Source organism: Rheinheimera pleomorphica (assembly GCF_011634895.1).
Taxonomy (GTDB): Bacteria; Pseudomonadota; Gammaproteobacteria; order Enterobacterales; family Alteromonadaceae; genus Alishewanella; species Alishewanella pleomorphica.
Map to the genome: position 1 here is coordinate 78,250 of NZ_SIRR01000025.1, position 22,926 is coordinate 101,175.

Here is a 22,926-nt window from a genome sequence, read left to right on the forward strand (position 1 = left end):
CCACTGGTGTGCTACTTTGGTATTGAGGCTCGTCGGCTGGCGAGCTGAATTACTATCCTTACCGATCGAGAAGCTGACCGGTTTCGATTTAAGCCAGCTGGAGCAATTTGAGCAGCGATTGCTGCACCCGCATAAGCCTTAAGGCATGATCAGCAAGTGCAGTTGATTGCGCTGTTGCTCGGCCTCCTGGCTGTCAAACGGCAATACCAAGTCATCTTTACCATCAGCGTTTACATCCATCACCTGCACCCGGCTGGCATCGCGCGGCAACGTTAGTTTAAAGCGTTCTGCGCGGCGGCTAAACAGGCGCTTAGTTTCATGCTGATACACCTTGAGCTGCTCTGTGCCTTCTCCCACGAACAGCGATTTATGCCCACTGCCTTGTGTATCGGCCAGTGCAAACAGCGGCATATCGTAGCGCAAGTTGCCTATGCTGACGTCGATGGTCGCTTGTTGGCGAAAATCGGCTTTTTGCGGATACTGTCGCTGCGCATTGAGTAAGTAAAAATCGATATCTAAGTTCGCGCTGCCACGCAGCAACACCCGAATTATAGTACCGACACCAAAATGGGTGCTGGGAATATAAAAATCCTTGCGACCATCGGCATTAAAATCCTCTATCACCACATCTATCGGTGAGGTATCGGTGGTAATAAAAGTATCCGGCTCAGGATTAAAGCTCAGCCCCTGTTCGCTTATGCGACCAAAATGAATACGAAAGCTGTTATTGCGCTCCAGCGCATCGGCCAGCTGCTCGCGGTTAATCACTAAATCGACGATGCCATCGCCGTCAATATCGCTAACATCACGCAGCGTATCAATGTTCTGGCCGTTATAGCTGCGCCCGGCATCATTGCGCTGATCGGCTTCCTGCTCAGTCGACAAGCCTACCGGCCAGTTTGCAACGACAGGCTCAGGGTTAAAGCTGCCATCAGCTTGCTGAATAAACAGCTGAAACTTACCGTCTGCGACAAACAGTAGATCAGGCCGCTTATCGGCATTAACATCTGCAATAAAATGCCGTCTTGGTGTGTAATCCGGGCTGCTACGCCAGCTACGTACCTGGGCAGGTAGTTGCAGTGCATAATGCACAAAGCCACCATCGGGGCGCTGGCGGAATAAATGACTGTGCTGAAAATCGGGCAGCAAAAAGTCACTTAACCCTGAACCTAAATCGACAACAAAATCAGCTTCACGCAGGCGGTTTTTATCCAGCACCCGGTAGATAGACTCACTTGAGATAATACGCTGCGCATAGCTGCCATCAGCGCTTAATACGCTGACACCACCTAACCCTAAAAATACCAGGGTCTGCCCTGTTTTACCGGCCAGCTTTGCCTGGTTAAAGTACTGTGCATCGTCCGGGATCGGCAGCATGCGGCTAGTATAATCGGTTAAATCCACCAAGCTGAGCCAGCGGGCAAACTGACTAAAACCGGATACTGCAAGTTGTTTATTGTCTGATAAATGCACCAGACTACCGTTTGGTGGATGAGGCAAACTGATTTTATTCACCTCAATCGCAGCTAGGCTGGCAGAACTAAGCAGCAACAGCAAACAACAGACGATAATTTTCACTGATGGATTAACCTATGCAAAATAGTTAAACAGGGTTAACGCACAATAAACGCTTTTGGTTCAGTGCGATAGTTGCCTGGCTAAAAACCTTGCCGTATCTGCTCCACTTCTCCGCTCTGTCGCATTTGCTGCCAGTGCACCGCTAATTCCTGATACAGCTCATTACTGACTGCGTTACGGCTAACGGCAAAGTACACCGGGTTTTCATGCACCACAAACAGCTTTACATAACGTTGCGCCAAATCAGGATGCAGCAACAACTCATCGATAATGGCTTCGTCTTCTAAAGTCGCCACTACTCTGTCGGAGGCCAGCATAGCAAGTTTTTGCTGGTTGCCAGAGGCATAAAACAAACGAAGGTTTAACGACGGATCTTGCTGTAGCAGCTGCTGCCACTGTGGACCATAGTAAGCGCCTTCAGTTACCGAGATTAAGCCAGGCCGGCTTAACAACTGGAATACATCGTTGACACTATGCTGCAGTTCTTGCCGACCAACCACGACCATGCGCTCGATATGGTGAGGTCCGATAAAATAACTAAACTGCGCACGTTCTGGCGTTTCGGACATACCGACCATAATACTGACTGAGCCATCTTCGAGCATTTTCACCGCCCGCCCTGCCGGCAGTGACAGTCTTTTCAGCTGACAACCGGCCTTCGCCAATAAAGCCTCCAGTAATGCATAAGATTGCCGTGATGTCGCAGTAGCATTGTGGGAACCGGCAGCGGTGCTTTGCTGTTCAGACTCTACGCGCACACTCAGCTGACAAGCGCTTTGCTGCGCCGCAGCGGGCATTGCAAACAGCAATATAAGTAGCAAGATGGCAGTTTCAGTTAACCGCATTAGTCAATGCTCTTGTTAACAATTAACCTCACTATAGCCCTGCCAGTGCCCGCCAGCAAGGCCGTATTTGCCGCCATAAAAAAGGCCAGCGAAATGCTGGCCTGATACTAAAATGGCTTAGACTAACGGCTTAACGGGCGTTAGTGCTTTCAAAGATTTTATCAGCCGATGCCGCAACAAAACCGGTGTACAGCAAGCCGTTAGCCAGCGGATAACGGCGGGCAAACTCGTAGAAGCAGCTGGGGATAGTCGCTACCGTATCGCTAAACTGCACCGGGTGTAAGTCGGCCAGGGTTGATGACTGCTCTAAATACACCTCTGGCGTGCCTTTAATCTCGCCACCTGAGGTATTCAGCAGGAAGCCGGCGTCTTTTAGCGCGCTGTTGACCTGCTGCAAGGTATCAAAGCTGTGTAACTCGTTCACGCTTACCGTAAAGTGATTCGCGCGATAGCCCCAGGCCGCGACCCAGGCGGCGTATTCGCTCTCTGCCAGCAGCTTTTCATAGGTCGCCTGGCTTACCTGCCAGTGCGTACCGCTGTACAGGAAGTTATCAGCAGTTACCGCCTCGGCCGGAATTTGCTCAACCAGGGCGGTGATGGTATCACGCAGGTAAGCGGAGCATTTATCCAACAGCAGCTCAGAGATAAACACCTTTGGCAGGCTGCGATCCGGGTGCTCATAGTGCTTGGCGTAAAGCTTTTTCGCTTCAAAATGGTACTCACCACACTCTTCATAGCCCAATGCTTTAAAGTGCGCGGCCAGTTTTTCCAGCCCAACTTTTTCCAGATTAAAAGTACGCAACGCGATATGATCGTTAATCACGTCGTCCTGCTGCGAACTGCCAAGTAACTGGTGTACTTTTTTGGCAGAAGGAGTTACGGCTACATAGTCTTGCCACAAATTGGCAAACAACACTTTTACATCAGTATGCATTTTTATCCGCCTTTACATTACACGTTATTACTTGTTTGGCCCTCAGGCCTTGTCCAATACGATAAATCTTGCCAGGTCGCCATCGCGCAGGCGCAGTGTAGCGGCAAACTCACTACTTAGCAGCAGTTGCTGCTGATCTGCATCAAACTTTGCGTTTTTACTAAAGCTGGCACGAAAGCCCTGCAGCTGCGTGTTAGCCACAGCCAGGGTTTGCTCGCCTTGCACCTCAGTGATTTTAACCGGTACTTTTTTGCTGGCCGCCACGGATTTAATCTGACTTAAACGCGCCTCAACCGTTGGGCCGGCATCAAATAAGTCGATGTAACCGCGATGGGCGAAGCCTTCGTTCTCCAGCATGTTAAGCGCTGGCTTGGTGTTTTGATGCACCTGGCCAATCACCTGCTGCGCACACTCGGGCAATAAGCCTACGTAAATAGGATGGCGCGGCATCAGCTCGGCAATAAAGGCTTTTTTACCCACCCCAATTAAATGATCGGCAGTGGGAAAATCGATGGTTAAAAACAGCTTTTGCAGCCAGTGCCAAAACGGTGGCTGGCCGTCGCTGTCCGCCGCGCCGCGCATTTCAGCGATGACCCGGTCGCTAAAACGCTCAGGGTATTCGGCCATAAACAAAAACCGCACCTTGGATAAAAACCGGCCGGCATGATTACGCCGGTAGCTTTCGCGTAAAAACAGCGTACAAATCTCTGAGGCGCCGGTGTAGTCATTACACAGCGTCAACGTTTTTAGCTGGTTAAAGACATTAAGCTCAGCGCTGTGGTGAATGACGGTATTTTGCTGAAAATGATACAGCGGCGTACTTAACCCCACTGCAGCTTCAATGCCGGTGGTGCCAACGATTTCACCCGTTTGCGTATCTTCCAGCACAAATAAATAGCCCTGATCGCCCGGGCCATCTACCTCGGCAGCAAAGCTGTGCTCAGCATGGGCAATTTTTTGCTGCAAACGCGCATCGTTAACCGGCAGCGAGGTAAAACCCGCGCCGGATTCAATGGCAATTTGCTTAAGTGCAGCAAAATCCGCTGCCGTTATCGGCCGGATCACTAACATAATTTAGCCCTTAACCACTTGCGCAACGGCCTGCTCAAAGCGGGCTAAGCCTTCAATGATATCCGCATCCGGGATCACCAGCGAAGGTGTAAAACGCACGACACTGGTGCCAGCCACTAATGCCATTAAGCCCTTATCTGCTGCTGCCAGCATAACGTCACGCGCCTTGCCGGCGTAATCGCTGTTTAACTGGGCGCCAATTAATAAACCCTGGCCACGCACTTCGCTAAATACATGGTATTTCTCGTTAATCTTGTTCAGGCCGTCTTTAAACAGCTGCGCTTTTGCCTTAACACCCGCTAAAACAGCTGGCGTATTTACCGTGTTAAGTGCTGCTAACGCCACCGCACAGGCCAGCGGGTTGCCGCCATAGGTCGAACCATGAGTGCCTACCACCAAATGCTTGGCAATCTCAGTCGTGGTTAACATAGCGCCAATCGGGAAGCCGCCGCCCAGCGCTTTGGCTGTGGCTAAAATATCCGGTGTTACGCCATAGCCCATATAGGCATACAGCTCGCCGGTACGACCAACGCCGGTTTGTACTTCATCAAAAATCAGTAGCGCATTGTGTGCATCACACAGCTCGCGTACGCCTTTGATAAACTCCGCCGTGGCCGGCATAACACCGCCCTCGCCCTGCACCGGCTCTACCATCACAGCGCAGGTGTTGTCGTTGATCAGCGCTTTTACGCTATCGAGGTTATTAAACTCACCATGCACGATTGCCTCGGGCTTAGGGCCAAAGCCATCTGAATAGGCTGGCTGTCCGCCTACTGTCACGGTAAAGAAAGTACGGCCATGAAAGCCTTGTTTAAAAGCAATGATCTGGTTTTTATGCTCGCCGTATTTGTCTTTGGCAACACGACGGGCCAGCTTCAGCGCAGCTTCGTTGGCTTCAGCGCCTGAGTTGGCAAAATAGACTTTTTCGGCAAAGGTCGCATCAACCAGGGCTTTAGCCAACAGCAGCGCGGGCTCGTTAGTCATCACGTTCGATAAGTGCCACAGCTTGTCGGCCTGTTCTTTTAATGCCGTCACCAGCGCAGGATGGCAATGGCCTAAGCAGTTAACGGCAATACCGCCGGCAAAGTCGATAAACTCTCGACCGTCCTGATCCCACACCCGTGAGCCTTCACCCTTTACCGGGATAATTTTTGACGGTGCATAGTTAGGTACCATCACCTCATCGAATAAACGTCTTGTTACCTGCATAAAAACCTCACTGTTGCGTAAGTTTAGCCAGCCTTGGTTCGAATAATACTTGGCGGCGCTTTAAAATGTGCCCCTATTATATTGGTCAGCCATGTCATATTGCAGTATCATTATCAGCAATTTTACCAATCAAAATTGCAATTTAACGAATGGAGTTAGCAAAATGATAAGCAGGGAAGATGAAAAGCTGTTAGCGGTACTCAAGCACAATGCCCGGGCCAGTATTTCTGATTTAGCCCGGATGCTGGATTTATCGCGCTCTACGGTACAAACCCGCATCGCCCGTTTAGAACAAAGCGGCGTGATAAAAGGTTACTCGGTAGATTACGGTGAAGATTATCTGGCGTCCCTGGTATCGGCCCATGTCAGCATTAAGGTGCGGCAAAAGTTAACCGCCAAAACCAACGTTGAATTAAAGCAAATTCCGCAGGTGTCGGCACTATATGCTATTAGCGGCGAGTACGACCTTATCGCCATCGTGCAGGCACAAAGCACCGAGCAGCTTAGCCATATTCTGGACGATATTGGCAATTTAGACGGTGTAGAGCGCACCAACTCGTCAGTCATCCTGGAAACCAAGTTTAAGCGCTGAAAATGGGAGCAGAGGGCTCTGACCCTGCCCGCATTTTTAGCCTGATATTTTGCGTGGCAGCGGTTTAGGCCGGAAATAGTCGGTATTGTGATAAAAACCGTTGTCGTTATTCGCCTGATACCAACCCGGCACCCCCAGCACCGGCAATGGCGTTAACTGCGTTTGGTCTAACAGTATGCCGCCGTTAATTTGTGCTAGCAGCAGGCTGTCCAGATAGCGATAAACCTCGCTGACAGGCCACTGGCTAAAACCGTTTGGTACTTCAACAAATACCGCCTTGGCCGTTAACCCGATAAAAGGTGCCGTTGCCATTTCATAGATGGCATGGCCAAAAATGACCGGCCTGATATACTGCCACCAGTCAGGGCGCTGCGTGACAAAACTGTGTTGCCACTGATGTTGGCGCAGCAACTGCGCATGTTCGACAGCGCCTGGCTCAAGGCATAACACCACACCGCACTCATCTAGCAAAGTGAGTTTATTACGCAGCTTACTGCGCTGCTTAGAACCATGGGTCTTGATCTCTGCGATATGCAGTTTGTTTAACAGCGCTTTAGTCTTCGGAAACAAACACCAAATTAAAGCACCAAAAAAGTCGTGCCAGTTGTCTTTACGGGTCGGCACCTGAGCGGTTGCATAAATATACTCTTCATAATAACGGCCATCTGCACTGAGCGCGTCGTTGTCAACAAAACTGACTGTTATTTGTGCTGCAATGCGATTAAGCCAGGCTACGTCTGGCCATTGCGCTAGCCGGTCAAAACTAAAATGATGGCATAAATCAGCAAATATTGGGTTACTACGTAATAAGTGAGTGCTCCAATCTTTTGGAGGCGTAAAGCGGGTTTTTACGTCAGTTTTTTGCATAAGTCGTCTGTTCTGTTGCTGCAGCTGAAAGTCCTCAACTGGAATTACTTGGCAAAAGCGTGAAAAAGCACTTGCAATTTTACCATGGCATGGCACATTCAAGGGGTGCGTTTAGACGTACATACTGCCAAACAATGTGGTTCAACTACGTTTTATCAAATTAATTAATAGAGGTTATCATGTGTTCGATATTCGGGGTGCTTGACATCAAAACTGATGTTAAAGCCATGCGCCAGCAGGCGCTACAGTTATCCAAGTTATTACGTCATCGCGGGCCAGACTGGTCTGGCGTGTGGAATAACGACAATGCCATTTTAGTGCACGAGCGCCTGGCGATTGTAGATACTGAAAATGGTGCCCAACCTCTGATCAATGATAATCGAAATCACATTCTGGCAGTGAATGGCGAGATCTACAATCATAAGCAGCTCGAAAAGGGCCTCGGTAGCCCCTACCCATTCAAAACCCGCTCAGACTGTGAAGTAATATTGCCACTATACCTGGAGCATGGCGCAGCTTTTATTGACATGCTACAGGGCATGTTTGCATTTATTTTGTATGACGCCGAGCAAAACCGCTATCTGATAGCACGCGATCATATCGGCATTATCCCGTTGTATTACGGTTACGATGAACACGGCCAGTTGTTTGTCGCCTCAGAGCTAAAAGCGCTGGTACCGGTGTGTAAGCAAATAAAGGAATTTCCACCAGGACACTACTTTGACAGCAAAGTGGGTGAACTGCGCCAATACTATCAACGCGACTGGCAACGCTATCAGGCGGTACAAGACAACCCGGCCAGCTTACCTGAGCTTAAAGCCGCACTGGAGCACAGTGTAAAAAGCCATCTGATGTCAGACGTGCCTTATGGCGTGCTGTTGTCCGGTGGATTGGACTCGTCGTTAATTTCGGCTATCGCCCAGCAATTTGCCAAACGCCGGGTTGAAGATGATGACCAAAGCGAAGCCTGGTGGCCGCGGCTGCATTCTTTTGCTGTCGGCCTGGCCGGCTCGCCGGATCTGATTGCCGCGCAAAAAGTAGCCGATGCCATAGGTACAGTGCACCACACTGTGCATTTTACCGTGCAGGAAGGTTTAGATTCGCTGCGCGATGTAATTTACTTCCTGGAAACCTACGACGTTACCACCATTCGCGCCTCTACCCCCATGTATCTGATGGCGCGCAAAATTAAAGCCATGGGCATTAAGATGGTGTTATCCGGCGAAGGCTCAGACGAGCTGTTTGGCGGCTATCTGTATTTCCATAAAGCGCCTAACGCTAAAGAGTTTCATGAAGAAACCTTACGTAAACTGGCGCGCTTACATATGTTTGACTGCAACCGCGCTAATAAAGCGATGTCGGCCTGGGGTATTGAAGCCAGGGTACCTTTTTTAGATAAGAACTTTATGGATGTGGCGATGCGCTTAAACCCGCAGGCTAAAATGTGCGGTGGCGGCAAAATGGAAAAACATATTTTGCGTGAAGCCTTTGACGGCGTGTTGCCGGATGAAATTTTATGGCGCCAGAAAGAGCAGTTCTCAGACGGTGTTGGCTATAGCTGGATTGACAGCTTAAAAGCCCATGCTGAAAAAGAAGTGACCGATCAGCAAATGGCCACTGCCAGTTTCCGCTTTCCGGTGAATACGCCAGATAGCAAAGAAGCCTATTACTATCGGGTGATCTTTGAAGAGCATTTCCCGCACGCTGGTGCTATTGCCTGTGTACCGGGTGGTAAGTCTGTCGCCTGCTCAACACCTGAGGCCTTGGCCTGGGATGAAAAGATGGCCCAAATGACCGACCCATCAGGCCGTGCTGTACGCGATGTACATACCCAAGGTTATTAACCGTTTTTAGAAAAAAAGCCACTCAGTTGAGTGGCTTTTTACATTCAAACTTCTAGCTATCAAGCGTAAGTAAGAAACTTAGGGTTCTCGCCATACTTATCGCCAGCGGCCTTAGTTTCAATACAGCCGATAATGATTATAAATAGTAAATTGACTACAGGAACTAACAATATCCAGGCTAAATGCCCACTGTAACCAATATCGTGTAACCGCCTGACAGTTAATGAAACCATAGGTAGAAGGCTAAATAAACCATAAGCAATACTTAAAATTTGCTTGGGATAGAGATCACCTAAGACAATAAAGAAAACTGCATCAACGATACCGATAATCAGTGAAGCAAAAAACAAGTGGATTACCCAAAATGACCAATACTCACGCCTTAATGCTCGACCTTTGAACTGATAAGCCTTGGTAAAAGTACCTAAATAATAACGTATAGCTTTAGGAAACTTATCTTTAACATCCTCGAGTATCACATACAGCGCCGGTATTAATATCAGAGTGATAATAGTGGCAAACAAAATACCAAACGCCAGTGACACCGCCATCGGTACTACGATCTTCGCTTGCAAACTGCGCTCCAGCACTATCGGCGCTAAACCAACAAAGGTGGTCAGTGAAGTCAGTAAAATTGCTCTGAAACGCTGTGCACCGGCTTGCGATACGGCCTGTCGTACAGACAAGCCCTCCTGTCGTGCCCGGTTGACAAAGTCAACCATTACCAGCGAGTCATTCACCACCACACCGGCCAGTGCCACTAAGCCGAATATCGACATAATGCTCATACTCAAACCCAGTACCATATGGCCTATTACCGCACCCACCAGACCAAAGGGGATCACGCTCATTATGATTAACGGCTGACTGTAGGATTTCAGCGGTATCGCCATCAGGGCGTAGATACAAAACAGCGCAAAAACGCCGGCTTTCATCAAATCGACCTGTGCATCCAGCTCATCCTGACTGGCACCGTCCAGCTCACCGGTCACACCATCGTATTTGGCGGTTATCTCCGGGATCACCGTTTTGCGCATATCGCCAACCACTTTACCCGGTTCAACCGTCGCTTTATCCGCAGAAGCGGTAATGGTTACCGCGCGTTCGCCATTAACCCGGTTAATCGCACTAAAGCTGGGCTGTAAGGTATAGCTGGCAACCTGGGCAAAGGGGATCTCGCCACCATCAGCCGTGCGGATACGCATATTCTCCAGACTACCAATGGAGCTGCGCTCATTACGCGGGTAACGCACCATCACTTTCACTTCTTCACCGTCACGTTGTACCCGCTGCGCCTCGGCACCGTAGAAGCCATAACGCACCTGGCGTGCCACGTCGGCCAGTGTTAAGCCAAGCAGATGTGCCTCTGGCGTTAACTGCAACACTATCTCGTCATTGCCACCGAGCAGATTATCCTCAATATCATAAATACCGGCATATTCTGCCAACCGGGTTTTCAGCTCTTCGGTCGCCAGTTTCAGGTTATCCAGATTGGTGCCGCGCAGCTGCAATGCAATGTCGGCACCGCCACCACCACCGGTCGAGGCGTTAATTTTAAAGGCTTTTAAGCCTGGAATTTCCGGCATTTCCTCGCGCCAGCGATTTGCAATTTCAAAGCCATCAATTTCACGGCCTTCGCTTTTTTCCAGCTCAACCACTAACTGACCGGCTGTATCGCTTTGCAAAAACATTAAGCGGTGTTTGACGATATCTTCATCAAATTCGGCGTTCAGTTTGGCATTAGCGCGCATCAATGCCTGCTCAGCCTCGCGCAGTGCATTTACCGTGGCCTGGTTAGAGGCGCCTTCCTGCATGCTAAGGTTGGCGTTAATAAAGTCGCTGGGAATATTCGGGAAAAACACCCAACGCACCAAACCGCCTCCCAGCACACCAAACATCAGAATTAACATGGCAAAAAACACCGCCATAGTGGTATAGCGATACTCAATACAGCGTTCAACAAAGGGTTGATAGCGCTTGGTAACAAAACGCTGCATAGCATTGGCCACGGCCACTCTGACCGCTTTTAAGCCATTACTGCAACCACGGCCGGCACTGTAAAATAGTCCCTTGCGGTTTGGATCCCACGGCTTGGTGTCCATATTGACAATGTGCGCCGGCAGGATCATTTTCGACTCTACCAATGAGAAAATCAGGCACAGCACCACCACCCAGGCAATAGAGCCCCAGATAGGCGCCTGAGCGCCGCCGACCATTAACATAGGCACAAAGGCGGCAATCGTCGTCAACACACCAAAGGTAGCTGGCATTGCAACTTTTTTGGCGCCGGCAATAACGGCTTCCGCTGATTTACCGCGTTTTTCAATTTCGCTGTAGGCACTCTCGCCGATTATAATGGCGTCATCCACCACTATCCCCAGCACCAGAATAAAGCCAAACAGGCTGATCATATTGATGGATACATTAAACAGTGGCAGCGGCAACATCGCCATAGCGCCAAGGAAACACACCGGTATGCCGACCATCACCCAAAACGCGATGCGGAATTCTAAAAACAAGGTCAATGCCAACAGTACCAAGAAAGCGCCCATCAGCAGGTTGTTGCTCATTAAGTCCAGCCGGCCCTGCAGGTAGTAGCTGGCATCGCCCCAGTATGAAATAGACACTGATGATGGCAGGTCTTTTTGCTTGCGTTCAACATAAGCCTTTACCTGCTCAGCAATTTTCAGCGTGTTGTCATCGCCCACCGCATCCACCCGGATAGACACCGAGTTCTTGCCGTCAAAAGTTGATAAATCTTCGCGTTCAATAAAGCCATCATTTATCGTTGCAATGTCTTTCAGCGCCAGCCGGGTGCCATCGTCAAAGGTTAACAGCACAATGTCTTCAAAGTCCTGCGCGTAGTAGGCCTGGCCCTTAGTACGCAGCAGAATATTGCCGCTGTCTGATTTTATTGAGCCGCCGGGCAAATCTACCGAGCTGCCGCGAATGGCGTTAACCACCTGCTCGAACGTCAGGCCATATTCTTTAAGCTTCAGCTCAGATAATTCAATAGCGATTTCATAATCACGCGCACCCACCACATCAACTTTACTGATGCCTGGCAGCTTTTTCAGCTCATCACGTACATCTTTAGACAGCTCTTTTAATGTATGCTCACTGGCATCGCCATACAGCGATAACCACATCACGTTGCTTTGAAACCGTACCCGGTAGACTACCGGCTTTTCGGTTTGCTCCGGCAGGGATGAAATGGCCGACACCTGCGTTTTAATTTCATCCATCACCTCCTGCACATCATAGTTATTGGCAATCTCGGCACGTACCGTTGCCAACCCTTCTACCGCCGTCGAGCGGATGCGCTTAATACCATTAACGCCACGCAAACTCTCTTCAATCTTTTCAATTACACCGCTTTCTACTTCCTGCGGTGCAGCACCTAAGTACGGCACCCGGATATTGACCTGCTCCAGTACAATTTCCGGAAATATTTGTTTTTTAATGGTAAACAGCGAAAAAACACCGGCTACCAGAATAATGGCCATCAATAAGTTGGCAGCCACACTGTTACGGGCAAACCAGGCGATTAAGCCCTTGTTGGTATCCATAAGCTTACTCCTTTACCTGAGAAGCAAGCACTGGTGCTGCACCAGATGGCTGTTCTGCTACTTGCTCGGCTTCCTGCTCGCTGGCAATACGCACTACTGTGCCCGCCAGCGGGTTGGCAATGGCGGATGTCGCCAGGCGATCTCCGTCGATAAAACCACTGCGGACATAAGCGAAGCGATCATCAGCACGCTCCAGCGTTACCGGACGAAACTGCAGCTGATTATCTTTATCGACCACCAGCACTTGTTGCTGCGCCAACAACAGATGCCGCGGCACAACCACCACATCTGTAGTGGCATCGCCAAGAATTTCAGCCTGCACAAAGCGGCCAAACCGCAGAGGCGTCGCTGCATTGTTGTTACGCTGATAAGGGTCCTTCACCTGGGCTACCGCATAAATAACCCGGCTACGCTCATCCAGCACGCCTTCGGTACGTACCAGCTTTGCCGGCCATTGTTTAATGTCACCACCGACGACCGCCGTTAAGATCACTTCAGGTTTAATCTGATCCGAGCCAAAGTCCGGCAATTGTACAAAAGCGGCATCATTATCGGTAATGGGCAAACGAACTTCGGCGATATCGGTGCCGTAAATCATGCCAACGCTGGCGCCACGGCTGATAAACTGGCCTAAATTGACATTGCGGCTTTTTACCAGACCGGCAAAAGGCGCACGAATTTCGGTGCGGGCTAAATCACGCTTGGCACGCTCCAGTTCTGCCTCTGCTGAGCGCACATTCGCCAGTGCCCCTGCCAACTGTGGCCGGCGTAACCCTAACTCAGGGGCTTTGCCGTCGGTAAAAGAACGCCATTCTTCTTCGGCCACCCGGCCGCGGGCTTTTTCTTCTTCCAGTGCCGCTTGTGCATTGGCCAGGCTGGCCTCAGCAGCCTTAACATTGGTTTGATAATCGGCTGGCTCGACACGGATCAATAAGTCACCGGCATTAAAAAAACCGCCTTCAACAAAATTTGCAGCAACTTCTACGATGCGGCCATTCACCTCTGAACTTAAATTGGTCTCCAGTTTAGGCTTAACCGTGCCTTGCGACTGAATACGGTAAATTAAGTCCTGAGTCTGCACCGGCTCAGCCGTAATAAGAACCGCGGGGCGTTGTTCATCTTTTTTCTCTGGTGGTTTACGCATGCTCATTAGACCACCGGCTAGCACCACCGCGACCACGACGACACCGACCGGAACCAGAATTTTTATAATTTTTGCTGCCATGTTGATTTCCACAATGCTGTTTTACTGGCGTTATACTAAAGCGCCATGAAACGAAAGTAACCTGATGAATGTTACGCTTTGTATCTGTGTAGCTAAAGTCTGGTACAACTTCAATGTCGTATACAACGTCAGCTACTATCTGGTCACAGGCTAACCCTGCGTATTTACCGGCTCGCGCCATACTTTAGTACAACCTAATACTTAACACTGCGCTAAGTTGACTGCCGCTTAGCAGCAAACAATGTAATATCTTGTTACAACTGACTGTAACGCCGTATCAAACCATGAGTTGATTTTTTTGTTATATCAACCTGAGAAATGGTTATTTGCACCGCAGCAGTAATTTTTTTAAGGTAATTTATTAAGCGGGTTGTTCATCATTACATCATAAAACTACCGCAAGCTGAGCAGACAAGCGCGTAAGACGAACTTAGGTTTAATCATTGTATTGAGGGAAACACTATGAGTATTAATAAACAGTATTTGAAGACAAAACCGCTGTGCAAAGTTACCTTTACCCTGCCCGCCGCCCGCCTGGCGCAAATGGAACAAGCGGCATTGCTGGGTGAATTTAATGATTGGGACCCAACGGCGTTACCAATGAAAAAAAGCAAAAGCGGCGATTTTACCATCACGTTAAATCTGGAAAAAAACAAGGAATACCAGTTCCGTTATCTGGTAAACGGCGGCACCTGGCTTAATGACGAAGCGGCTGACAGTTATCAGCCATCACCAGTGTCATATGATCATAACTCAGTGGTGCGCCTGTAAAAATACAAAGGGCAGCATGCGCTGCCCTTTGTTTATCCGCTAAGGGCTATCCATGCTTTTGTAGCACTAAGCATCCCACAGAATAGCCGGCACCAAAGGAGCATAAAATAGCATGATCACCAGCCTGCAGCCCCTGTTTATATTTATGAAACGCAATAATTGAGCCTGCTGATGCCGTATTGGCATAGGTATCCAGTACCAGAGGCGCTTCTTCAGGTAGCGGATCACGGCCAAGTATTTTCTTCGCCGCAAAGATATTCATATTGATATTGGCCTGATGTAACCACAAACGCTTCAGTTGCTCTGGTGTTACCTGCTGTGCGGCCATCTCGGCCAGAATAACATCGGCCACTATTGGCAATAGCTCTTTAAATACTTTGCGCCCTTGTTGTTTGAAGAAGGGTACCAATGGGTCTGCGGGTAAACAATGTTCGGTGTAACCGACGTCACAGCGGATATTATTAGAAAACTCGGTTTTCAGGCGCATGCCTTTAATTTGCCAGGCATTGCTGCTGGTGCAGCTGTCACTGGCTTCAATAATCGTCGCGGTACAAACATCACCAAAAATAAAATGGCTGTCGCGGCTGCGATAATTAACCTGCGGTGAGGCAAATTCCGGGTTGACCACCAGCACGACCTTCGCTGTGCCGCCACGAATGGCGTTAACCGCATTGCTAATAGCAAAGGTCGCAGAAGAGCAGGCAACATTCATATCAAAAGCATAGCCAGCCGCGCCGAGTTGCTGTTGTAATTCGATAGCTAAGGCCGGATAAGGCCTCTGCATATTCGATGCTGCACAAATAATTAAATCAATATCTGCCGCGGTTTTATTCGCTTGCAGCATGGCCTCACGGGCCGCCGACAACGCCATTTCCACCATCTCGGGCAATTGCTCTTCAGTACGGCGGGTAAACACCGGCCGCATAATGGCAGGGTCTAAAATGCCCTCTTTGTACAACACATGCCGGGCTTTAATGCCTGAGGCTTTTTCAATAAACTCACAGCTGGAATGCTCAAGTGCAGCCAACTCGCCCCGGCCAATTGCGGCGGCATGTTCCGTATTAAACTGGTCGACATACTGGTTGTAACTGGCCACTAGCTCTTCATTGGTAATAATTTGCTCTGGTGTAAACAGGCCCGAGCCACTGATAACAACATCTTTCATTTTAATAGCCTTGTCCGGTGGCGGTTTTGCTACCGCCTTAAAAGTGCCGTCAGTATAACTGATCTTGTCCTCAGAGATAAAACACTGCTGTCACCGCAAGATTATTCAGCACCGATTTATGCTAAGCGGTGTACAGTGTCCCTGCGTCTGGGCCATAATACGGCTTAGCTGCTGTTTTCTTCATTCGCTTTTGGACACAACATCACTGATGCCAACATCCGGGTTACTCAGCCAGGTTACACTGCTAACCATGTTACTACTTAGCTGTTATGCTGGCGCACAGTCGCAAGTCAAACTGCAAATAGAAGGTATTGACGGCGCTCTGGCGCGTAACGTCGCCATTTATCTGCAACGCTTTACTGAAGACGATGCCACTGCGGGGATCAGGTTGCAGACTGAGCTGGCACAGGAAGCGCAAAAAGCGCTGCAGGCCCTGGGCTATTATCATAGCGAAATCCGCTTTACTACCCAGCCCGGCGACAAGCTGAATATTACTCTGCATGTTAATGCCGGCGAGCCGGTACGTATTAAAACCAGCGATATACAATTGCTCGGCGATGCCCGCTCAGATGCCGACTTTTTAAAGTTGATAGCCCAGCAAGCCCCGAAAGAGAACGCAGTACTGCACCACGGGCAGTATGATGGCTTTAAAAGTGCACTGCGCAATCTGGCACTGCGCAAAGGCTATTTTGATGCCCGCTTTAGCCAAACCCGGTTGGAAGTTGCTGCCGAGCTGAATCAGGCTTTTATCCATTTACATTTTGATAGCGGTACCCGCTACAAATTCGGCGCCGTCAGCTTTAGCGATAGCCAGATTGAACAACGCCGATTACATGCCCTACTCCCCTTTAGCGGCGGCGACGACTATTTAGCCAGCAAGCTGGGCGAACTAAACCAGACGCTGGCAACAACCGGCTGGTTTTCGTCTATTCTGGTTGAAGGTGATACCGACAATATACAACAACATCACTTGCCAATTAATGTTTCACTGCAACCAGAGCGGCGCAATATTATTGAAACCGGTATTGGCTACTCTACCGATGTTAAAGCCCGTCTGAAACTGAATTGGCAAAAACCCTGGCTGAATAAAGCTGGCCATAGCCTGCGCAGTGATCTGGCCATCTCTGACATAGAACAAAGCGTCGAAGCAGCCTATAAGCTGCCGCTGCAAAGCGCATCAACCGATTACTATCAGGTTCAACTGGGCTTTCGTAATCGCGACAGTGAGGACACCGCCAGCCGTGAGTCTAACCTGGTGTTAGAGCGTTACTGGTTGCTGAATAATGAGTGGTATCGCACGGCGTCGTTGCGCTGGTTGTATGAAGACTTTGTACAGGCAGATCAGCGCGATAATATCAGCCTGATTATGCCCGGTATCAGTTATAACCGTACGGTGCAAGCAGGCGGTGCGATGCCTTACTCGGCAAACCGGCTGGCACTGCGCGTGGAAGTGTCGGACGAGGCTTGGGGCTCAGATGCCAGCTTTATCCGCCTGCGTGGCCGCGCCGGCTGGATTGGTAGCGCCGGTGATAACCATCGCTTTGTCACCCGGCTCGATGGCGGTGCCATTTTAATGGAGACCTTACGTAAGTTACCGCCTTCGCTGCGCTTTTTTGCTGGCGGCGACAACAGTATCCGTGGCTATGGCTATGAGACTGTGTCACCACAAAATGCCGAAGGCGAGCTGACCGGTGGCCGTTATATGCTGACAGGCTCAGTTGAATATCAATACCGCCTAAGCGGCAACTGGTGGCTGGCGGCTTTTACTGACTACGGCAGCGCCTGGGATGATACACCAGATTGGGTGCAAGGTGCCGGTCTGGGCGTGCGCTGGGCCTCGCCGGTGGGCCCCATCCGGCTTGATTTTGCTTTTGGCCTGGACAGACCGGGTAGCGGCTTTCAACTTCATTTTTCGCTGGGGCCTGAACTATGAACTGGCAACGCAGTAAACGCCTGGCAAAACATAGCCTGAGGTGGCTGAACTGGACATTACTGATACCGGCGCTGTTACTAAGCGTGATGCTGGCGGCACTGCTGTATACCCCACCGGGCCTCAAACTTACATTATGGCTGGGCGAGCACTTTGTTCCTGGTTTAACTATTCAAAGCAGCAGTGGCACTCTGCTGGGCGGCAATACCTTGCATCATCTGCGCTGGCAACAAGAAGGCAGCAGCGCTGTTGTTGAGCAGCTAAGTTTGGCTATTGATAACCGATGTCTGCTAAGGCTGGCGCTCTGTGTTGACAATCTGCACTTACAAGGTTTGGATCTGGTGCTTAACAGCACCACGCAAAGTCCGGCGCCCGAAACGACAGCCATGCCAACACTATGGTTACCTATGCCGGTTAATGTCCGCCGGCTGACGCTGGATAATGCAGCGCTGACCAGCGCAGGCCAGCAGCTAAGCTGGCGACACTTTAGCACCCGCATTGAAGCCTGGGGTAACAAAATACAATTAAGCCAAGCTGTATGGCGACATGTCAACCTGACACTGGCCGTACCCGCCGACAGTGAGCCGGCCCCCTGGCGTTATAACGCACCGCAACTTAACGATTTTAGCCTGCCATTAAGCTTGTCTATTCAACAGTTTATGTTGGAAGACTTCACAATGCGCCAGCAAGATAATCACTATCAACTGTCGCAACTACTGTTAAGCCTGCAATGGCAAGGTGCAGATATTAACCTTAGCCAGCTTGAGCTGACACATAAACTTGGCAGCTTGCACAGCAGCGCCCAAATCAGCACCAACGGGCACTATCCTTTAACAGCGCAGGCCCGGCTGCAATTAAGCCAGGGGCAGCTGGCCGGACAGCGCCTGCAACTGCATGCCGAAGGTTCGTTTGCAGCCCTGCGTATCGACGCTACTGCCAACGGCGTTATTGCCGCTGAACTGCAACTCAGCGCTGACTTATTAGATCCATTACTGCCGCACCAGCTCCGGTTCAACAGCAACCAGTTGCGCTGGCCTGCAGCGACTGACGCCGGGCACGCTGCCTTTCATCTGACCGACAGTGAACTGACATTATACGGTAACCTGCAACACACTCAGGTTGACGGTAAACTGCACATCACGTCATCTGATGCACCCGAAGCAGCGATTAATTTCAGTGGTAAGGCCAGTCTGAACGGCGTAACCTTTGACACGCTGCAGCTGAACACCCTGAACGGCCAGATTAACAGCCCAGTGACGCTGGACTGGCAACAAGGTCTGAGCTGGCAGGGTCAGGTTCAGTTGGCTGCAATTCAGCCCGGACTGTTCTGGCCTGATTACCCCGGCGAACTCAGCGGTAGTTTCCGCCACATCGGCCAGCTGAAGACTAACGGACAATGGCAGTCGGCGATAGAACAACTGGACATCAACGGCAAACTTCGACGCTACGCCCTGCAACTAACCGGCGACCTGCTGCTGGCGGATGCAAGCGGCACAGGCGATTATCAGTTTAGCAGCAGCGGCTTGACGTTAAGCCACGCCGAAAACCGCCTGCAACTAAGCGGCAGTTTACAACAACACTGGCAACTGGCATTGCAACTGGAAATAGCCGATTTAGCGCAATCGATAGCGCAGGCTGAAGGGCAACTCAACGGCCAGTTCAACATCAGCGGCAAGGCCTCACAGCCCGTCATTAAGGGCAACATTCAGGGCACAGCGCTGCATTTTGCCGGGCTGCATTTACAGCAGCTTAGCCTTGATGGCGAAATACAGCGCGATGCACAGCAACACTGGCACAGTGCGCTTGAACTTTCCGCCAGCGATGGCCGCTATCAGCAGCAACAGCTAACACAACTAAGCGCGCGGCTAAGTGGCAGTGAACAACAGCATCAATTTAGCCTGCAGGCCGAGGCTAATGGACATCAGGCCAGTATGCTGTTAGACGGTAGCCTGAGCGACACCCGTTGGCAGGCATCAATAAGCCAGGCCAGCATCAATAGCCTGCCGGGCCTGTGGCAGCTGAGCGCACCGGCATCCCTAAACTACCAGCTCGCCCAGCAGCGCCTGACTATTGGTCAACACTGCTGGCAACAACAGGCCAGTGCTTTATGCGCCAAGGCACCACTGACAGTCAGTGCCAGCCATGTCAGTATCGACCTGACGCTGACGCAACTGGCGTTGGCCAGCTTAACCCCGTTGCTGCCGGCCGATAACATCAACCTCAGTGGCGCTATAGATGCAGCACTGCTACTGAACTGGCAACAGGATCACCCAGCAACAGCAAGCTTGAGCATCACCGGTGGCGCCGGCGCGATAACGCAACAGCGGCAAAGTACGCTAACGCTACCCTGGCAATCCTTTAGCCTGCAAAGCGAGCTGGCGAATCACCGGCTGAGCAACGTGGTTCAGTTCAATTTTGCACCGGATGCGACCCTGGCGGTCAATATGGATATTGCCAGACTAGACCATGCACACAAACCTATTAGTGGTGAGATATCACTGCAACAGTTTGCTATCGACTTTTTACAGCCATTACTGGGTGAATTTAGCGAGCTTAGCGGTATATTGACCAGCGATTTGCGTCTAAGCGGTACTTTACAGCACCCCTTGCTGCATGGTTCAACCCGACTGCAAGGCACCAGGCTGAAAGGCAAACTGGCACCGGCCGATATCGACAACGCCGATATCGACAACGCCGATATCGACTTACTCCTTAGCGGCCAGACCGCCAGCCTCACCGGACTGATCACCACACCCAAAGGCGATATCAGGCTGGCAGGCCAGGCGGATTGGCAGCAATTAACCGACTGGCAGGCACAGTTAAGTATTAAAGGTGATGCGCTGCGCCTGCAAATACCGCAGGCCAGATTCGACATAGCGCCCGATTTGCTGTTAACCGCCAATCCACAGCAGACCCGTATTACCGGCTCGGTGCATGTCCCCGCCGCCAACATCAATATTGACAGTCTGCCAGACAGTGCTGTTGAATTATCAGATGATCTTGTGCTGCTAGACGGCCAGCTACAACCGCTGCCAGCGGCACAAAAGCAGACCCTGGCACTGCAAAGCGATATCAATGTGATACTAGGCAACCGCGTACGCTTGTCTGCTTTTGGTCTGAAAACCCGCCTTAGTGGCAACCTGCGGGTACGCCAGCAAGCTGAGCAGCCACTGAAGGTAAATGGTGATGTTAATCTGGTCGATGGCACCTTTCGCGCCTACGGCCAGGACTTACTGATCCGTAAAGGCAAAATGAATTTTAACGGCCCGGCCGATCAGCCATACCTGAATGTTGAAGCCATTCGTAACCCCGATAATATGGAAGATGATGTGATTGCCGGCATCAGGGTTAGTGGCCCGGCGGATGAGCCCAGCGTAGTGGTATTTTCCGAGCCGGCGAAAGCCCAGGCCAGTGCGCTGGCGTATTTACTGATGGGCCGCGATCTGGACAGTGGCTCAGGTAATGCCGGCAATGCCGTCACCACCAGCCTGATAGGCATGACGTTATCGTCCAGCAGCAAGGTGGTTGGAGAAATTGGTGAAGCCTTTGGTTTACGCGATTTAACGCTGGATACCGCCGGTGCCGGTGATAACGCCCAGGTAACCGTCAGTGGCTATTTGTCGCGCGATTTACAGCTAAAATATGGCTACGGCATTTTTAATGCCGTGGGCGAGTTTACGTTGCGCTACCGGCTAATGCGCCGCTTGTATCTGGAAGCGGTATCCGGGCTGGATAACGCGGTTGACCTGCTATATAAATTTGAGTTTGATTAAGGTGCTTGCAGCAGTAAATGCTGGTAACGCCCCAACGATGCGTAAGGCTCCGTGCGGTTGTATTGTAGCTCCAGTGCCAACAACTGAGCAAAGTGGCTTTGCTGCAAGCTGCGATCACGCAAGTAGTCATGAAAACACCGCACGCCGGTTTTAGCCAGCAAGGTAAAGCCCGTCTGCTGACACCATTGCAATACCTCGGCCGGTTGCAGTGGATGCTGTGGGTTTAAACTGACCTTCTTTTTAACCTGTAAATCGGCCGCAACATAGTCAAAATTACCAAACACCATATTGGCAAAGCGCTTGGCATCTTTATTGTAAAACATCAAGGATAACACGCCACCAGGTGTCACCAACTGCTTTAATTGCGCCAGTGCCAGTTCAGGCTGCGCCAGCCACTCCAGCATGGCATGGCACAACACCAGCGGATATTGCCGTTGCGGCGACGTTGCCAACTCTGCCAGGCTGTTTTGTTCAACGCTAACGGTGCTAAGGCCGCGCTGCGCCGCCTGTTGCTGTGCTATTTGCAGCATTTCAGCAGAGATATCCGTCAGATGTACATTGTGGCCGCGCTCAGCCAGTGCCAGTGCCAGTTGCCCCTGCCCGGCACCAACATCCAGCACCTGACACGGTTGCTGTAACACTGTTAATTCCAGCAAATCACGTAGCAACACCGCCTGACGCAGCTCGCCTTTAGTGCTGCTGTAAATATTACGGGCAAACTTTGCCGCAATGCCATCAAAACTGCGATCCGTTTTCGCTGTCATGCCGGATTATCAATATCAATAAATTCGACATCCAGCGTCAGCTGCCGGGCGATAAACTCACCCAGTGCTTTTATGCCATACCGCTCAGTTGCATGGTGGCCGGCGGCAATAAAATGTATGCCCAGCTCACGCGAGACATGAATGGTCTGCTCAGACACCTCACCGCTGATAAACAATTGCGCCCCGGCCGCCGCTGCCTGCTCGATATAGCCCTGACCGCCACCGGTACACCAGGCCAATTTAGTCACTGCGGTATCACCGGCCTGGTGCAGCAAAACTTGCCGGCCCAGCGTTTGCTCCAGGCGGCTGGCAATCCGTTGCACCGGTGTCGGCTCCGCCAGCGCTCCCTGCATTAGTACACCTAAAGGTTCAACCTGGCTAACAGCACTGATATTTTCTGCCCGCAGTAAAGCACCCAGCTGGGCGTTATTGCCAAGCGTCGGGTGTACATCAAGTGGTAAATGGTATGCCAGCAAATTCAAGTCGTGTTTAAGCAGAGTTTGCAGCCGCCGTTTTTTCATGCCGGTAACCTCTGCAGCCTCGCCTTTCCAGAAGTAACCATGATGCACCACTATGGCATCAGCCCCGGCCTTAACTGCAGCGTCAAGCAGCGCCTGGCTGGCTGTTACCCCGGTGACCAGTTTTGTGATCTGCGCTTTGCCTTCTACCTGCAAGCCATTAGGACAATAATCACGGATTTTGTCGCTTTGCAGCTCCTGGTTTAAAAATTGAACTAACTGCTCTCTTAGGATCATCGGTACCAGCTTCTGTTGTTGCTAATCACCATAT

At 50.7% G+C, this 22,926-nt stretch carries 16 protein-coding genes; 5 read left to right on the forward strand and 11 right to left on the reverse strand.

Annotated elements, in window-relative coordinates; translation table 11 throughout:
• Nucleotides 1–138: 138 nt before the first annotated feature.
• From EYB30_RS15375 to EYB30_RS15395, 5 genes are all read right to left on the reverse strand, one after another.
• Nucleotides 139–1,578, reverse strand: coding sequence for an FG-GAP repeat domain-containing protein (locus tag EYB30_RS15375; protein WP_166839815.1), 1,440 nt, complete (start codon nt 1,576–1,578; stop codon nt 139–141).
• An 80-nt stretch (nt 1,579–1,658) separates the two neighbouring features.
• Complete coding sequence (locus tag EYB30_RS15380) at nt 1,659–2,423, reverse strand: substrate-binding periplasmic protein (RefSeq protein WP_166839817.1); 765 nt, start codon at nt 2,421–2,423, stop codon at nt 1,659–1,661.
• A gap of 130 nt (nt 2,424–2,553) precedes the next feature.
• Complete coding sequence (locus EYB30_RS15385; RefSeq protein ID WP_166839819.1) at nt 2,554–3,357, reverse strand: DUF1338 domain-containing protein; 804 nt, start codon at nt 3,355–3,357, stop codon at nt 2,554–2,556.
• A 42-nt stretch (nt 3,358–3,399) separates the two neighbouring features.
• Nucleotides 3,400–4,428 (reverse strand): arginine N-succinyltransferase, encoded by a 1,029-nt coding sequence (gene astA, locus EYB30_RS15390; RefSeq protein ID WP_166839821.1) that lies wholly within the window; start codon nt 4,426–4,428, stop codon nt 3,400–3,402.
• 3 nt (nt 4,429–4,431) lie between these two features.
• A complete protein-coding gene (locus EYB30_RS15395; RefSeq protein WP_166839823.1) occupies nt 4,432–5,637 on the reverse strand; it encodes an aspartate aminotransferase family protein in 1,206 nt (401 codons plus the stop codon).
• Nucleotides 5,638–5,800: 163 nt separating this feature from the next.
• On the opposite strand from EYB30_RS15395, the gene EYB30_RS15400 reads away from it, so the two are divergent.
• A complete protein-coding gene (locus tag EYB30_RS15400) occupies nt 5,801–6,229 on the forward strand; it encodes an Lrp/AsnC family transcriptional regulator (RefSeq protein ID WP_166839824.1) in 429 nt (142 codons plus the stop codon).
• Between the two features lie 36 nt (nt 6,230–6,265).
• Here EYB30_RS15400 and EYB30_RS15405 read toward each other — a convergent pair whose 3' ends face one another.
• Nucleotides 6,266–7,096, reverse strand: coding sequence for a DUF3025 domain-containing protein (locus EYB30_RS15405; protein ID WP_166839826.1), 831 nt, complete (start codon nt 7,094–7,096; stop codon nt 6,266–6,268).
• Nucleotides 7,097–7,275: 179 nt separating this feature from the next.
• Between EYB30_RS15405 and asnB the strand changes: the two genes are divergently transcribed.
• The gene (gene asnB, locus EYB30_RS15410; RefSeq protein ID WP_166839828.1) at nt 7,276–8,940 is read left to right on the forward strand and encodes an asparagine synthase B; all 1,665 of its coding nucleotides are present in this window, start codon (nt 7,276–7,278) and stop codon (nt 8,938–8,940) included.
• A 59-nt stretch (nt 8,941–8,999) separates the two neighbouring features.
• On the opposite strand, the gene EYB30_RS15415 is transcribed toward asnB, so the two are convergent.
• Both EYB30_RS15415 and EYB30_RS15420 read right to left on the reverse strand, forming a co-directional pair.
• Nucleotides 9,000–12,509: an efflux RND transporter permease subunit gene (locus EYB30_RS15415; RefSeq protein ID WP_166839830.1), complete on the reverse strand. Its 3,510-nt coding sequence runs from the start codon at nt 12,507–12,509 to the stop codon at nt 9,000–9,002.
• Between the two features lie 4 nt (nt 12,510–12,513).
• A complete protein-coding gene (locus EYB30_RS15420) occupies nt 12,514–13,734 on the reverse strand; it encodes an efflux RND transporter periplasmic adaptor subunit (protein WP_166839832.1) in 1,221 nt (406 codons plus the stop codon).
• 462 nt (nt 13,735–14,196) lie between these two features.
• Here EYB30_RS15420 and EYB30_RS15425 point away from each other — a divergent pair, with 462 nt between their 5' ends.
• The gene (locus tag EYB30_RS15425) at nt 14,197–14,505 is read left to right on the forward strand and encodes an isoamylase early set domain-containing protein (protein ID WP_166839834.1); all 309 of its coding nucleotides are present in this window, start codon (nt 14,197–14,199) and stop codon (nt 14,503–14,505) included.
• A 46-nt stretch (nt 14,506–14,551) separates the two neighbouring features.
• Here EYB30_RS15425 and EYB30_RS15430 read toward each other — a convergent pair whose 3' ends face one another.
• Nucleotides 14,552–15,670 carry a beta-ketoacyl-ACP synthase III gene (locus EYB30_RS15430; protein WP_166839836.1) on the reverse strand — a complete coding sequence of 373 codons (1,119 nt, stop codon included), beginning with the start codon at nt 15,668–15,670 and terminating at the stop codon, nt 14,552–14,554.
• A gap of 208 nt (nt 15,671–15,878) precedes the next feature.
• Between EYB30_RS15430 and tamA the strand changes: the two genes are divergently transcribed.
• Together tamA and tamB are read left to right on the forward strand one after the other, a co-directional pair.
• Nucleotides 15,879–17,603 carry an autotransporter assembly complex protein TamA gene (gene tamA / locus EYB30_RS15435; protein ID WP_166839838.1) on the forward strand — a complete coding sequence of 575 codons (1,725 nt, stop codon included), beginning with the start codon at nt 15,879–15,881 and terminating at the stop codon, nt 17,601–17,603.
• Nucleotides 17,600–21,373 (forward strand): autotransporter assembly complex protein TamB, encoded by a 3,774-nt coding sequence (gene tamB, locus EYB30_RS15440; protein ID WP_166839840.1) that lies wholly within the window; start codon nt 17,600–17,602, stop codon nt 21,371–21,373. The genes tamA and tamB overlap by 4 nt, the downstream gene beginning before the upstream one ends.
• On the opposite strand, the gene EYB30_RS15445 is transcribed toward tamB, so the two are convergent.
• Both EYB30_RS15445 and EYB30_RS15450 read right to left on the reverse strand, forming a co-directional pair.
• Nucleotides 21,370–22,137, reverse strand: coding sequence for a methyltransferase domain-containing protein (locus EYB30_RS15445; protein ID WP_166839842.1), 768 nt, complete (start codon nt 22,135–22,137; stop codon nt 21,370–21,372). The genes tamB and EYB30_RS15445 overlap by 4 nt on opposite strands.
• Nucleotides 22,134–22,892, reverse strand: coding sequence for a Nif3-like dinuclear metal center hexameric protein (locus EYB30_RS15450; RefSeq protein WP_166839844.1), 759 nt, complete (start codon nt 22,890–22,892; stop codon nt 22,134–22,136). The genes EYB30_RS15445 and EYB30_RS15450 overlap by 4 nt, the downstream gene beginning before the upstream one ends.
• Nucleotides 22,893–22,926: the final 34 nt, after the last annotated feature.